Source organism: Ferrovibrio sp. (genome assembly GCF_029255545.1).
GTDB lineage: Bacteria > Pseudomonadota > Alphaproteobacteria > Ferrovibrionales > Ferrovibrionaceae > Ferrovibrio.
Genome location: NZ_JANLJJ010000071.1, coordinates 17,219 through 30,705 on the forward strand (window position 1 = coordinate 17,219; position 13,487 = coordinate 30,705).

General features: G+C 64.8%; 13 protein-coding genes. 7 read left to right on the forward strand and 6 right to left on the reverse strand.

Annotated elements, in window-relative coordinates; translation table 11 throughout:
* Positions 1–810: DUF2332 family protein (locus tag Q1J79_RS14145; RefSeq protein WP_300301509.1), on the forward strand; the 810-nt coding region annotated here is incomplete at its 5' end.
* A 109-nt stretch (positions 811–919) separates the two neighbouring features.
* Entirely contained in the window at positions 920–2,155 is a 1,236-nt protein-coding gene (locus tag Q1J79_RS14150) for an adenylate/guanylate cyclase domain-containing protein (protein WP_300301511.1), read from the forward strand.
* 69 nt (positions 2,156–2,224) lie between these two features.
* Here Q1J79_RS14150 and Q1J79_RS14155 read toward each other — a convergent pair whose 3' ends face one another.
* From Q1J79_RS14155 to Q1J79_RS14170, 4 genes are all read right to left on the reverse strand, one after another.
* Positions 2,225–5,404 (reverse strand): efflux RND transporter permease subunit, encoded by a 3,180-nt coding sequence (locus Q1J79_RS14155; protein ID WP_300301514.1) that lies wholly within the window; start codon positions 5,402–5,404, stop codon positions 2,225–2,227.
* Positions 5,405–5,434: 30 nt separating this feature from the next.
* A complete protein-coding gene (locus Q1J79_RS14160; protein WP_300301516.1) occupies positions 5,435–6,628 on the reverse strand; it encodes an efflux RND transporter periplasmic adaptor subunit in 1,194 nt (397 codons plus the stop codon).
* 274 nt (positions 6,629–6,902) lie between these two features.
* Positions 6,903–7,328, reverse strand: coding sequence for a protoporphyrinogen oxidase HemJ (hemJ, locus tag Q1J79_RS14165; protein ID WP_300301518.1), 426 nt, complete (start codon positions 7,326–7,328; stop codon positions 6,903–6,905).
* An 8-nt stretch (positions 7,329–7,336) separates the two neighbouring features.
* Positions 7,337–7,897, reverse strand: a complete 561-nt coding sequence (locus tag Q1J79_RS14170) for a MarR family transcriptional regulator (protein WP_300301520.1) — start codon at positions 7,895–7,897, stop codon at positions 7,337–7,339.
* Between the two features lie 148 nt (positions 7,898–8,045).
* On the opposite strand from Q1J79_RS14170, the gene Q1J79_RS14175 reads away from it, so the two are divergent.
* The gene (locus tag Q1J79_RS14175) at positions 8,046–8,513 is read left to right on the forward strand and encodes a thioesterase family protein (RefSeq protein ID WP_300301522.1); all 468 of its coding nucleotides are present in this window, start codon (positions 8,046–8,048) and stop codon (positions 8,511–8,513) included.
* Position 8,514: 1 nt separating this feature from the next.
* The gene (locus Q1J79_RS14180) at positions 8,515–8,736 is read left to right on the forward strand and encodes a hypothetical protein (RefSeq protein ID WP_300301524.1); all 222 of its coding nucleotides are present in this window, start codon (positions 8,515–8,517) and stop codon (positions 8,734–8,736) included.
* Positions 8,737–8,742: 6 nt separating this feature from the next.
* Here Q1J79_RS14180 and hemH read toward each other — a convergent pair whose 3' ends face one another.
* The gene (gene hemH, locus Q1J79_RS14185; RefSeq protein WP_300301526.1) at positions 8,743–9,786 is read right to left on the reverse strand and encodes a ferrochelatase; all 1,044 of its coding nucleotides are present in this window, start codon (positions 9,784–9,786) and stop codon (positions 8,743–8,745) included.
* 171 nt (positions 9,787–9,957) lie between these two features.
* On the opposite strand from hemH, the gene Q1J79_RS14190 reads away from it, so the two are divergent.
* On the forward strand, positions 9,958–10,488 hold the full coding sequence (locus Q1J79_RS14190) for an RcnB family protein (RefSeq protein ID WP_300301528.1): 531 nt from the start codon (positions 9,958–9,960) through the stop codon (positions 10,486–10,488).
* 3 nt (positions 10,489–10,491) lie between these two features.
* Here the strand turns inward: Q1J79_RS14190 and hemE are convergent, their stop codons facing one another.
* Entirely contained in the window at positions 10,492–11,562 is a 1,071-nt protein-coding gene (gene hemE, locus Q1J79_RS14195) for a uroporphyrinogen decarboxylase (RefSeq protein ID WP_300301530.1), read from the reverse strand.
* Positions 11,563–11,968: 406 nt separating this feature from the next.
* On the opposite strand from hemE, the gene Q1J79_RS14200 reads away from it, so the two are divergent.
* Together Q1J79_RS14200 and Q1J79_RS14205 are read left to right on the forward strand one after the other, a co-directional pair.
* The gene (locus tag Q1J79_RS14200; RefSeq protein ID WP_300301532.1) at positions 11,969–12,847 is read left to right on the forward strand and encodes a pyruvate, water dikinase regulatory protein; all 879 of its coding nucleotides are present in this window, start codon (positions 11,969–11,971) and stop codon (positions 12,845–12,847) included.
* Positions 12,844–13,437 (forward strand): Maf family protein, encoded by a 594-nt coding sequence (locus tag Q1J79_RS14205; protein WP_300301534.1) that lies wholly within the window; start codon positions 12,844–12,846, stop codon positions 13,435–13,437. The genes Q1J79_RS14200 and Q1J79_RS14205 overlap by 4 nt, the downstream gene beginning before the upstream one ends.
* Positions 13,438–13,487 lie beyond the last annotated feature (50 nt).

Consider the following 13,487-nt stretch of genomic DNA (forward strand, 5'->3'; position numbering starts at 1 on the left):
CTGGCCGCATGCTATGCGGCGCGAAAGATGGATGCCGAGACGCTGGATGCCGCCCTGCGGCGCCATGCGGACTTGCTGGCGCGCTACCTGCAAAGCGCGCCCCAGACCAACGACCCGCAGCGTTCCGCCATCCTGCTCGGCGGTTTCCTGCAGATCACACGGCAATTCGGCCCGCTGCCGCTGGATATCTGCGAGATCGGCGCCAGCGCAGGGCTGAACCAGTCGTGGTTTCGCTACGCCTACGATTTCGGCGACTGGCATTGGGGCGAGGCGGCACAGGCACCGCTGGCATTGCGCGCGGATTGGAGCGGACCGCGCCCGCCGGATGGCGCGCCGCTGGTGCGGCACAGCGCCGCCTGCGATCTGGCGCCGATCGATCCGGACAATCCCGAGGACCGCCAGCGCCTGCTGTCCTATATCTGGGCCGACCAGCCCGAGCGGCTGGACCGCGTGCGGCGCGCCCTGGATTTCGCCGCCCGTTCCGGCATTCGCGTCACCCGCAGCGCGGCCGGCGATTTCGTGGCGCAGGCGCTGCAAAGGCGGCAGCCGGGCGGCGTTTTTGTGCTCTGCCATTCCATCGTCTGGCAATATATCGATCCCACCGAACAGCAGCGCATCACCGGGCTGATGCGGGCTGCCGGCGAGGCCGCCACGCCGGATGCGCCGCTGGCCTGGCTGCGGTTTGAAAGCGGCGCGGCGAAGGACGGCGGCGAACTGGCGCTCACGCTGTGGCCCGGCGGCGACACGCATCAACTTGCCGTGGCCGATTACCATGGCCGCTGGGTGCGCTGGTACGCTCCGTCCGCCTGATCCGGGCGCAGACGATACCCTGTTTCCAGTGGGATACCTGCGCACCCGCCGGCAAAAAAGTCTTTGATCCCGTCGCCTTTTTCATCTTGCGGCGGTATATGCTGCGGCCATGGATCCCCAGGTTTTTGCCCAGATCGCCCGCCGCATCGCCGATGCCTCGCTGGAAGGCGCCAGCGAAGGCGAGATGCTGGACAGTTTCTGCACCGGCCTGAACCGTGCCGGCATCCCGGTCACCCGCGCCCTGCTCGGCGCCGACACGCTGCATCCGGTGCTGGCCGGCCGCATCTTCGCCTGGCATCGCGACCAGCCGGAAACCGTGCTGCATGAATTCGGCCGCTCGATCACCGTCGAAGGCCAGCGCAAATGGCAGGAAAGCCCGTTTTATCACCTGGAGCAGAGCGGCGAGGCCGAGCTGCGCTTCCGCATGGTGGGCCATAACGGCAGCTATCCGTTTCCCATCGTCGCCGATCTGGCATCCGAGGGCTTCACCGATTATCTCGTCACCATGACGCGGTTCGGCGAACGCGCGGTGATCGGCCAGCTTGATTCGATCTATGCGTCCTGGAGCACCGATCATGCCGAAGGCTATACCGACAAGCAGATCGAGACGCTGAGGGCGCTGATCCCGTTTGCCGCCGCCGCCATCCGCTCGGCCAGCGTGCGCCGCATCGCCGATACGCTGGCGGAAACCTATCTCGGTCGCAACGCGGCGCGGCGCGTGCTGTCGGGCACCATCGGCCGCGGCGAGGCGGAACGCATCTCGGCCGCCTTGTGGTACAGCGACCTGCGCGGCTTCACCCGCCTGGTCGATACCGTCACGCCCGAGCTGATCATGCCGCTGCTCAACGACTATGCCGGCGCCGCCGTGGCCGCCGTGCAGGCGCATGACGGCGAAGTGCTGAAATTCATGGGCGATGGCGTGCTGGCCATCTTCCGCGCCGAGGAGGATTCCGACGGGGGAAACCTGGAAAATGCCTGCCGCGCCGCGTTGAACGCGCTGAAGGCCTGCACAAAAGACCTGCGCGCAGTGCGCAACCGCCGCGCCAATGCCGGCCTGCCGGTCACCGACATGTCGGTGGCCCTGCATGTCGGCGAGGTGCTGTATGGCAATTTCGGCGGCGAGGACCGGCTGGATTTCACCGTGGTCGGTCCGGCGGTGAACGAGTTGTCGCGCATTTCCGGCATGGCGCGCTCGGTCGACCAGCCCGCCATCCTCTCGGCGGCTTTCCGTTCGGCGGCCGGCGGCCTGCGCGAGGAAGCCGTGTCACTCGGCCGCTATGCCCTGCGCGGCGTCGAGGCGCCGCAGGAACTCTTCACCCTCGATCCCGGCTCGCTGCGCGGCTGAGCCGTCCCGCAAAAGCAAACGGGCCCGGATAACTCCGGGCCCGCGGTCTTTCATCGGTCTTTCGGTTGGTCACTCGCCGGTCTGCGGCTCGGCCGGTGGCGTAACCACCGGCGCGGCGCGGCGCCGCACGATGGCGCGCAGCACCACGTAGAAGACCGGGGTGAGGAACAGGCCGACCAGCGTGACACCTATCATGCCGGAGAACACCGCCGTGCCCAGCGAACGCCGCATCTCGGCGCCGGCGCCGCTGGAGACCACCAGCGGCAGCACGCCGAGGATGAAGGCAAACGCCGTCATCAGGATCGGCCGCAGGCGCAGGCGACAGGCCTCGATCACGGCATCCACCGCGCTCTTGCCCTCATGCTCGATCTGACGGGCGAATTCCACGATCAGGATCGCGTTCTTCGCCGCCAGGCCGATCAGCACCACCAGGCCGATCTGCACCAGCACATTGTTGTCGATGCCCGCGACCCAGACGCCGAACAGGGCGAACAGCATGCTCATCGGCACGATCAGCATGATCGCCAGCGGCAGCACCCAGCTTTCATACTGCGCCGCCAGCGCCAGGAAGACGAACACGATGGCCAGCACGAAGACGAAGATCGCCGTGTTGCCGGTCAGGCGCTCCTGCAGGGCGATTTCCGTCCACTCAAAACCCTGGCCCGGCTGCAGAACCTGGCCGGCCAGCTGCTCCATCGCGGTCAGGGACTGGCCGGTGGAGAAGCCCGGCGCGGTGTTGCCCTGCAGCGGCACCGAGACATACATGTTATAGCGCTGGACCAGGTCCGGGCCCGCCGTCTCGCGCAGCGACACCAGCGTGCCCAGCGGCACCAGGTCGCCGCTGGCCGAGCGCACCTTCAGGCGCTGGATATCCTCCTTGTTCAGGCGGAAGCCGGCATCGGCCTGGGCACGCACCTGGAAGACGCGGCCAAAGGCGTTGAAGTCGTTCACATAGGCCGAGCCGAGATTGACCTGCAGGGTCTCGAACACGTTGCCCAGCGGCACGTTCAGCATCTGCGCCTTCACGCGATCGATCTCGAGAAAGACCTGCGGCGACGAGGCCGAGAAGGTGGTGAACACGCTGGTGACGCCGGGCGTCTGCATGGCGCGGCCCATCATCTGGTAGGCGGCGGCCAGCAGCGGACGCACATCGTCGCCGCTGCGGTTCTGCAGCTGCATCTTGAAGCCGCCGCCCGAACCGATGCCGGGCACCGCCGGCGGCGGGATGGCGATGACAAAGGCTTCCTCGATCGCCTGCAGCCGGCCGATCATCTGGCCGACGATGGCATCCGAGGTCAGGCCCTGGGCCAGCCGCTCCTCGAATGGCGTAAACGGCGTGAACATCACGGAGGCGTTGTTGGAGTTGGTGAAGGTGGCGCCGTTGAAACCGGGGATCGCCACGATATGGGCCACGCCCGGCGTGCTCTCGATCAGCTTGGTTGCCTTCTGCGTCACCTCGTCGGTACGGCTGAGCGACGCGCCGTCGGGCAGCTGGATGACGACGATGGCATAGCCGCGATCCAGCGGCGGGATGAAACCCTGCGGCACCTTGTAGAACATGAAGCCGGTGGCGGCGACCAGCAGGCCGTAGACGCCCAGCATCACCACGCGGCGCCGCACGATGCGGCCGACCGAGCGGCCATAGGCGCCGCCCATGCGGTCGAAGCCGGCATTGAATTTATCGCCGGCAGCCTGCAGCCAGCGCAAAGGCGCGAAAGCCGGGCTGTGATGCTCGCCCTTCTCATGCCGGCGCAGCAAAATGGCGCCCAGAGCCGGCGACAGGGTGAGCGAATTGAAGGCCGAGATGATGGTGGCCGCCGCGATGGTGAGCGCGAACTGCTTGTAGAACTGGCCCGAGATGCCGGGGATGAAGGCGGTGGGGATGAACACCGCCGACAGCACCACGGCAATGGCGATCACGGCCGTGCCCACCTCGTCCATGGTTTCATGGGCGGCATCGCGCGGGCTCATGCCCAGGGCGATGTTGCGCTCGATATTCTCCACCACCACGATGGCGTCGTCGACCACGATGCCGATGGCCAGCACCAGGCCGAACAGGCTGAGCACGTTCAGCGTGAAGCCGAAGGCCGCCATCACGGCGAAGGTGCCGATCAGCGAAACCGGGATGGCGAGGATCGGGATCAGCGCGGCGCGCCAGTTCTGCAGGAAGATCAGCACCACCAGGGCGACCAGGATGATCGCCTCGATCAGGGTTTTGTAGACCTCGTCCACCGACTGGCCGACGAATTCGGTCGGGTTGTAGATGATGGTGTATTCCAGGCCGGGCGGGAAATCCTTCTTCAGCGCCTCCATCTTCGCGATCACCTCTTCCGAGGTCGCGAGCGCGTTGGTGCCCGGGCGCTGGAACACGCCCATGGCGACGGCGGTCTGGCCATCCAGGTAGCTGCGACTGGTGTAATCCTTGCCACCCATCTCGACGCGGGCGACATCTTCCAGCTGCACGATGCGGCCATCGGTGCCGGTCTTGACGATCACGTTGCGGAACTGCCGCACGTCATCGAAGCGGCCCTGCGTTGTCACCATCACCTGCAGGGGGTTGCTGTCGGGCGCCGGCTGCTGGCCCAGCGCGCCGCCGGAAACCTGCACGTTCTGCGCCTGCAGCGCGGCCACCACATCGGCGCCCGAGAGACCATAGGCAGACAACCGGTTCGGATCGAGCCAGATGCGGATGGCGTATTCGCTGCCGCCGAACACGGTCACGTTGCCCACGCCATCCAGCCGCAGCAGCTGCTCGCGGATGCGCAGGTTCATGTAATTGGCGATGTACAGCTCGTCATAGCGTTTGTCGGGCGACAGCAGGTGCACGACCATGAGGAAGTCGCCGGCCTGCTTGCGCGTGGTGATGCCCTGACGGCGCACTTCCTCGGGCAGCCGCGGCTCGGCGATCGAGACGCGGTTCTGCACCTGCACCTGGGCATCGTCCAGGTTGGTGCCGGAGCGGAAGGTGACGGTGAGCTGCATCACGCCGGCCGCCGTCGAATAGGACGACATGTACAGCATGTTCTCGATGCCGTTGATCTCCTGCTCGATCGGGGTGGCCACCGTGCGCGCCACTGTTTCGGCATCGGCGCCGGGATAGCTGGCAGTGACGTTGATCTGCGGCGGGGCGATTTCCGGGTATTCGCTGATCGGCAGCTGGGTATAGGCGATCGCGCCGATAATCACCGTCACGATCGACATGACGGCGGCAAAGATCGGCCGGTCGACGAAGAAATGTCCGAATTTCATGGCTGCCTCGCGGGCGTAAACAGAACGGGGTTACTTCGGCGCGCCGGTTTGGGCCTGGGCGCCCGGCTGCGGCAGCGCCATCAGGCCCTGCCAGACCGGCGGCAGGGTCACCGGCTGCGGCGTCACCTTGCCGCCACCCATGCGCACGCGCTGCAGGCCGTTGATGACAACCGTCTCGTCGCCCTTCAGGCCCTCGCGGATGATGCGGTAGCTGTCGGTGCGCGATCCCAGTTTCACCGGTCGCTGCTGCACGCCGCCATCGGCGCCGACGACATAGACATAGCGGCGGTCAAGATCGGTCAGGATCGCCTCGTCAGGCAGCAGCACGCCCTGGTATTCCGGGCTGCCCGGCACGGCGATGCGACCGAACAGGCCGGGCGTCAGGAACAGGTCCTTGTTCTCGAATACCGCGCGCAGGCGCATCGTGCCGGTGGCGGAATCAATCCGGTTGTCGGTGAAATCGAGCAGGCCCTTGTGGGTGAAATCCTTCTCGTCGCTCAGTTGCACGGCCACAGGCAGGCCCTTGCCGTTGCCATTGGTGCCATTCTTGCGGGCGATGCGCTGGTAGCTGAGATACGAACGCTCGTCGATGTCGAAATAGAAATGCACCGGATCGAGCTGCACGATGGTGGTCAGCAGCGTCTCGTTCTCGCGCACCAGGTTGCCTTCGGTGACCAGCTTGCGCGAGATGCGGCCAGCGATCGGCGCGCGGATCTCAGTGAAGCCCAGGTTCAGCCGGGCCGTGTCGGCGGCAGCGCGGGCGCCGGCGATATTGGCCTGGGCGGCCAGAAAGGTCTGCCGGCGCTGGTCCAGCGTGGCGACGGCGGCGGCGCCGGTCTGGGTCAGGCGCTGGTAGCGCTCGTATTCCAGCTTGGCGAGATCGAATTCGGTCTGCCGGGTGTTCAGCGTCGCCTGGGCCTGGTTGAAGGCAGCCTGGTAGGTGCGGCGGTCGATGGTGAACAGCAGATCGCCCTGGTTCACCGTGGCGCCGTCCTGGAAATGCACCGACTCCAGATAGCCATTGACCCGGGCGCGGACTTCCACGGCGCCGATGGCATCAAAGCGGCCGGTATATTCGTCCATCTCGACAATCGGCTTGACCACCGGCTTGGCCACGGTCACCGGCGGCGGGCCACCCTGGGCCAGCACGGAGCCGGAAGTGGCAAGACCAAACACAACAGCTGCGGCAACCGCGCCGACGAAACGCAAGGAACGCACGGACATGGGGAACCCCCGAAATTTTTGCATGCGCGAAGAAGTAATGGGCGCAGATAGTATGGACAAGCTAAAGCTGTGGCCCGCTCTGTGATCAATGCCACGAAAACTTTACGTCGCGGCACCTTAGCTGCAGTTGCCGCAGGATGCCTGTGAGAAATCGCACCCATGCTTAACCCGACTGGTAATCGTTAAAGTCCGCGATCGCCTGTTAAATTAAGTACATATCAGGAACAATCCTGCGCTGCAATATCTGTTTTTGCCAGACAAAAAAACCAAGTTTTCAGAAGGGTTTGACGATCACCAGGATGACGATGCCGATCATCAGCAGGGTCGGCACCTCATTAACGAAGCGGTAGAAGCGCTGGCTGTGCCGGTTGCGGTCGGCGGCGAAATCACGCTGCCAGTGAACCAGTCCGCCATGGGCCCCCTGCATGCCCAGCACCAGCACCACCTTGGCCCAGAACCAAGGCTGGTCCCAGTGATGGCCCAGCCAGGCGATCGAGACGCCGAAAATCCAGGTCGCGCCCATCGCCGGATTGATGATGGCGCGCAGCAGCCGGCGTTCCATCACCTTGAAGGTTTCGGATTCCTTCGACCCCGGCGCGGCCTCGCAGTGATAGACATAAAGCCGCGGCAGATAGAGCATGCCGGCCATCCAGGCGATGACCGATATGACATGCAGGGCTTTCAGCCAGTCGTAGAGCATGCGCCTGCTTAACGCCGGGCGGTCATGGCCGCAAGCCCGTCGGCGGCCGCTTCGGGGCAGGCCTCGTCCACCGGGCAATCGTTGCGGAAACACGGGCCGGCATCGCAGTAGCGACAGACCTGATAGGCCTGCTGCCGCGTCGGCACCGGCAGATCACCCAGGATCCTGCGCAGCAGGCCATCAAACTGCCGGCGCTCGGAGGCGGTCAAGGTTTCGAGCATCGCCTGCAGGCGGCGGTTGCGCTGGCTCAGGATGTCGCGCCGCCGCTGCCGGCCCAGCGGCGTCAGTTTCAGCGCCAGCGCGCGGCCATCCTCGGCCGAGGGGGTTTTTTCCACCAGGTCCTCCGCCACCAGGCGTTCGACCAGCCGCACCGTGCCCGGATGGGTCAGGCCCAGCACGCCGGCCAGATGGCCGACCGACAGGCCGGGCAGCATGCCGATGGTGGTAAGCGCCGCGCCGCCCTGGCCGCCATGCCCGCCAGCAGCATCGACGCTGTCGCGGATATGGTCGAACACCGCCACGCCAAGCGCGCCCAGCAGGTTGGCCGTCGTATCCTCGCGCAATGCCATGACACTCCCCCGGCTCGTTTTCCAGCCCGCTTCCTGCCCGGATTTAAGGCGGGTCGCGCCAAACCGTCAACCGGTGAAAACCGCTTGCCAGATATATGCATGAGTCATATATATGCATGCGTCACGCATATATACAAGGATAAGCATCATGCCGCGCCAAGACGATATCGCGTTTTTCCATCCCTACCGGGTGCGCTGGGCCGATGTCGACCCGCAGAGCATCGTATTCAATCCGAATTACTTCGTGTTTTTCGACGATGCCTGGAACGAATATCTGCGCGCCATCGGCCTGCCTTATCCCGACGGACTCACCACCCTGCGGCTCGATCTGGTGGCCGTGCATGCCGAAGCCAGCTTCCGCAATTCAGCCAGATTCGATGAGGAAATCCAGACCGGCGTGCGGGTGGATGCTTTTGGCCGCACCAGCCTGAAGGTCGGCTTCTCCGTCTGGCGCGGCGAAACCTTGCTGACCGAAGGCCGCATGACCTATGTCGCGGTCGGCTCGGATGACCGCCGGCCGATCCCGCTGCCTGCCGACATCATCCGCCGCATCAGCCGGATGGAGATCATCGCACCCTCCGGAATGGTCTCTGGGGCCCTGCCCGCGGAGGCCTGACATGCGTTGCGGCGACAATATAATCCTGCCCGCGCTGGCCAGAACACGCCGGTCCGCACCGACCGGAATCTTCAGCCGGCTGGCCGATCTGCTGCGCTGCTGGCGCCGGCGCGCCGATGAGCGCCGTCAACTCGCTGCCATGGGAAGTCTTGCCTGGCGCGATCTGGCCCTGAGCGATATCGACATCCGGCGGGAAGTGGAAAAGCCGTTCTGGCGGCGCTGAGCGGTATCAGCCCTTGCAAGCGCAATGCCGCCAGGCATTGCCGCAGGAGCGTTCGCCGCTGCCACACCGCGGCGCGCCGTCGAACACATCCTGCCGGGCAACGGCACCACGCACCAGACGCGCCAGGCCGGCGATGAAGTCCGGCTGCACGCCCACGGTGGAAACCCGCACATAGCCGGCGGCGCCGTTATGCCGGGCCAGTTCGGCATATTCGATATCGAGTTCCACCAGGGTTTCGGAATGCTCCGAAACGAAGGCGACCGGCACGACGACAACGGCGCGACCGGCTTTTGCGGCGCGCTCAATCTCGGCGTCGGTGGCCGGTCCGATCCATTCCAGCGGGCCGACGCGGCTCTGGTAGCAGATCTGCGTTTCCAGATCAGGGCGCTGCAGCCGGCGCTGGATCGCCGCGACGGTTTTCTCGACCTGCATCTGATAGGGATCGCCGTCATTCACCACCTTTTTCGGCAGGCCATGGGCGGAAAACAGGATCCGCGGTTTGCCCATGTCCTCGGCCCGCAGCAGGGCCGCCTGCAGCAGCATCGTCTGCGCCGCGACAAAACCGGGTTCGTCAGGATAACAGCCGATTGCCGCCGTCGGCACGTTGAGGCCCGCCTGTTCCGCCGCATCCTGCCAGTCCTTCAGCGACGAGCCGGTGGTGGTGGTGGAGAATTGCGGATAGAGCGGCAGCAAAATCACGCGTTCCGCGCCCCACTCCTTCGCCGCTTTCGCCGCATCGCTGGCAAAGGGATGCCAGTAGCGCATAGCGATGAACACAGCGTAATCATCGCTGCCCAATGCCGTCTTCAATGCCGCGGCCTGCGCCTGCGTTTCCGGCAGGATCGGCGAACGGCCGCCCATCTGGGCATAGATCTCCGCCGCCTTTGGCGCGCGGCGCGACGAGATCAGTTTCGCCAGCAGCCAGCGAAACGGGTTGGGCAGCCGGATGATGGCCGGATCGTTGAACAGGTTGAACAGGAAGGGCTCGACGGCCGACTGGCTGTCCGGCCCACCGAGATTGAACAGGATGATGGCGGTTTTCTGGGGCATGATTGGTAAGGATTTAGACTGAAACAACGCCACAGCAACAGCCCAAAACGCCGCAGGGCTTGAGAAAAAGAACAGAATACGGCGAAAATTCCGACACAAAAGCGCCGCAATCCGGCTCAGGATTCAAAAGCGGCAGACTTGCCTGCCAGCAGAGTCGAGCCGGAGGAATCCATGTCCCGCCACCATTCCCGTCTTGTTGCCCCCCGTCTGGTTCTACTGGGCCTTGGCATCGCAGTTGCCCTGGCCAGCGTGACGCCAGGCCAGCCCGCTTTTGCCGATCCGCCGGGCGGCCATCCCAACAAGGGCCATCCGAACAAGGGCCGTGGCGCCGGTCCGCAGCAGGCGCCTGGAAACGGCGGCCCGCATGGCGGCGGCGATATCACGATCAATTTTTCCTTCAACGACCATGACCGCGGGATCATGCATGACTATTTCGGTGGCCTGGCAGCCCGTGGCCATTGCCCGCCGGGGCTGGCCAGAAAACACAATGGCTGCCTGCCACCGGGCCAGGCGAAAAAATGGGCTTTGGGCCGTCCGCTGCCCCGTGACGTGATCTTTTACGACCTGCCGCCCGACCTGATGATCCGTCTCACGCCACCGCCAGCCGGTTATCGTTATGTACGGGTGGCGGCCGATGTGCTGATGATAGCCGCCGGTACCGGCATGGTGGCCGCCGCCATCGAGGATCTGGCGCGGATGTAGTCCTTACACCGCCGTCTCGGTACCCTTCACCAGACGCACCAAGTCTTCCACGTGGCGCACCGGGGTTTCCGGCACGATGCCATGGCCAAGGTTGAAGATATGATTGCGGCCGGGAAAGCTGCGCAACAGGCGCTGCACGGCTTCCGCCATCGCCGGACCACCCACCACCAGCAGGCGCGGATCGAGATTGCCCTGCACCGGCGTCTTCGACCACAGATGGTCACGCGCCCAGCCCAGCGGCACGGTGTAGTCCAGCCCCAGCGCGTCGGCGCCGGTGGCCGCGGCATAACCCTCGTACTGCGCGCCGGCGCCTCGCGGGAAAGCGATCACCGGCACATTCGGATGTTTCTGCTTCAGCGCGGCAATGATCCGTCGCACCGGTTCGATGCAATAACGGCGGAATTCGGCTTCCGGCAGCACGCCGGCCCAGGTATCGAACAGCTGCACCACTTCGGCGCCGGCTCCGATCTGGCGGTCGAGGTAATCGCTGGTCGCCTCGACCAGGATATTCATTAGGGCATCCAGCCCCTGCGGATTGCCAAAAGCCCAGGTCTTGGCCGCAGCATGGTCGCTCGAGCCCCGACCCTCCAGCATATAGGTCGCAACCGTCCAGGGCGCCCCGGCAAAGCCGATCAGGGCACAGTTGGGGGGGAGCTCCCCCTTGATCCGGCTGACGGCCTCGTAGACCGGCTCCAGCTGCCTGTGGATGCCCTTCGGATTCAGCCGGGCCAACTCGCCGGCGGTGCGGATCGCATCCAGCACCGGCCCCTCGTTTTCCTTGAAGGCCAGACCCTGGCCCAGCGCCTGTGGCACCAGCAGGATATCGGCGAACAGGATCGCCGCATCGAAGCCGAAGCGGCGGATCGGCTGCAGCGTCACGTCCGCCGCCAGCGCGGGATTGTAGCACAGCTCGAGGAAACTGCCGGCCTGGGCCCGGGTGGCCCGGTATTCCGGCAGGTAGCGGCCGGCCTGGCGCATCAGCCACATCGGCGGCCGTTCACAGGGCAGGCCGGCAAGGGTGCGCAATAACGGTTTGGTTGGCTGTTCAGCCTGGGCGGGGGGGAGACGGGTCATCCCTTATTCCTCTTCTATTTTATTTAAAAATAAAAGGGATGTAGTGGTTTGTTGTGCGGTGTGAGTCGGGGATAACTGGTTCTCCGCCACTCCTCCCGGACTCTGTCCCGATTCATCCCGGGCAGCGGAAAAAAACGCTGGAGCGGGGATAATCCGGCCCGACTCGTCGTACAACTGCCATGAATCAGCCACAGGAATGATGGGGATAACGGGGATGGCTGGTCATCCCTGTGGCCTGGGCGGTTTTTCCACGTTTTGCACAGGGGCAGACAAAAAACGATCCGCCGGTGACAGGCTGGTTGCATGAAAACCGGCTTGCGGGCATGAAAATGACCGGGTTGGGGAAAAACCCGGGCTTATCCCCTTTTTCCCCGTTTTCCACTGCCGGAAAGGCGCCTCACAGCCGATGCCGAAATCCATGCGGCCGCATATTCACCTGGTCTCCGACGCCACCGGCGAAACGCTGAAATCGGTGGCCAAGGCAGCCCTGGTGCAGTTCCAGAAATCCCAGGAAGAGGTGGAAACCCATACCTGGGCCCTGGTGCGGAAGCCGCTGCAGATGGAACGCGTGGTTGAGGCGATCGCCGCCATGGGCGGGCTGGTGCTGTTTACCATCGTCGATCCGCAACTGCGCGAGATCCTGGTGAAAGGCTGCGCCAAGGCCAAGCTGCCCATCGTGCCGGTGCTCGATCCGGTGATTCTGGCCTTCGGCAAATACCTGGGCGAAAAATCGCAGAACCTGCCCGGCCGCCAGCATGAGCTGGATGCCGAATATTTCCACCGCATCGATGCGATGCATTTCACCATCGCCCATGACGATGGCCAACTCACCATCGATATCGACAAGGCCGATATCGTGCTGGTCGGCGTGTCGCGCACCTCCAAGACGCCGACCTCGATCTATCTGGCCAATCGTGGCTACAAGACCGCCAACGTGCCCATCGTGCCCGGACTGACCATCCCGCCCGAACTGGAAACCGCGCGCCAGCCGCTGATCGTCGGACTGACCACCTCACCCGACCGCCTGGTCTCGATCCGGCGCAATCGCCTGATCTCGATGAATGAATCGACCCATACCGATTATGTCGATGACGACCGCGTGCGCGAGGAGCTCAATATTGCGCGCAAGCTCTGCGCCAAGCATAACTGGCCGATGATCGACGTCACCCGCCGCTCCATCGAGGAAACCGCCGCCGCGATCCTCAACCTGCATGCCCGGCGCGAGGAACAACGCAAGCAGCAGGACCTCGACTTGGATGAACCCGAAAGGGGTCCGCGCGCGTGACCCTGATCCTTGCCTCCGCCAGCCCGTCGCGGGCGGCCATGCTGCGCGCGGCCGGCCTTGAATTTTCCGTGCAGCCGGCCCGTATCGACGAAAGCGAAATCAAGCTGGCCTTGCAGGCGGAACAGGCGACCGCCTCCGACGCGGCCACGGCCCTGGCCGAACTGAAGGTGCAGCGCGTGTCGCCCCGCGCGGGCAGCGATTTCATCATCGGCGCCGACCAGATGCTGGTCTGCGAGGGACGCTGGTATGACAAGCCGGACAGCATGGCCGCGGCACGCGACCATCTGCGTTCATTGCGCGGCAGGACGCATGAACTGGTCTCGGCCGTGGTGCTGGCCCGTGGCGGCAGCGTGATCTGGCGACAGGTTGATACCGCGCGGCTCACCATGCGCGATTTCAGCGACGATTTCCTTGATGCGTATCTCGCCCAGGCCGGCGAAGCGGTGCTGCATTCGGTCGGCGCCTATCAGCTGGAAGGTCTTGGCGTGCAGCTGTTCAGCCATATCCGCGGCGACTTTTTCACCATCCTCGGCCTGCCTTTGCTGCCCCTGCTGGATATCCTGCGCGAGAACAAGGTGCTGCGGACATGAGCGCGGCGAACGACGACGACATCATCCCGCGCGCCGGCGTGATCGGCTGG

What these genes read in the sequence shown, in the direction of transcription:
- Q1J79_RS14190 (WP_300301528.1), top strand. Translation starts at nt 9,958, where the DNA reads ATGTCCCGCCACCATTCCCGTCTTGTTGCCCCCCGTCTGGTTCTACTG.
- Q1J79_RS14150 (WP_300301511.1), top strand. Translation starts at nt 920, where the DNA reads ATGGATCCCCAGGTTTTTGCCCAGATCGCCCGCCGCATCGCCGATGCC.
- Q1J79_RS14160 (WP_300301516.1), bottom strand. Translation starts at nt 6,628, where the DNA reads ATGTCCGTGCGTTCCTTGCGTTTCGTCGGCGCGGTTGCCGCAGCTGTT.
- hemE (WP_300301530.1), bottom strand. Translation starts at nt 11,562, where the DNA reads ATGACCCGTCTCCCCCCCGCCCAGGCTGAACAGCCAACCAAACCGTTA.
- Q1J79_RS14175 (WP_300301522.1), top strand. Translation starts at nt 8,046, where the DNA reads ATGCCGCGCCAAGACGATATCGCGTTTTTCCATCCCTACCGGGTGCGC.
- Q1J79_RS14200 (WP_300301532.1), top strand. Translation starts at nt 11,969, where the DNA reads ATGCCGAAATCCATGCGGCCGCATATTCACCTGGTCTCCGACGCCACC.
- hemJ (WP_300301518.1), bottom strand. Translation starts at nt 7,328, where the DNA reads ATGCTCTACGACTGGCTGAAAGCCCTGCATGTCATATCGGTCATCGCC.
- hemH (WP_300301526.1), bottom strand. Translation starts at nt 9,786, where the DNA reads ATGCCCCAGAAAACCGCCATCATCCTGTTCAATCTCGGTGGGCCGGAC.
- Q1J79_RS14170 (WP_300301520.1), bottom strand. Translation starts at nt 7,897, where the DNA reads ATGGCATTGCGCGAGGATACGACGGCCAACCTGCTGGGCGCGCTTGGC.
- Q1J79_RS14155 (WP_300301514.1), bottom strand. Translation starts at nt 5,404, where the DNA reads ATGAAATTCGGACATTTCTTCGTCGACCGGCCGATCTTTGCCGCCGTC.
- Q1J79_RS14180 (WP_300301524.1), top strand. Translation starts at nt 8,515, where the DNA reads ATGCGTTGCGGCGACAATATAATCCTGCCCGCGCTGGCCAGAACACGC.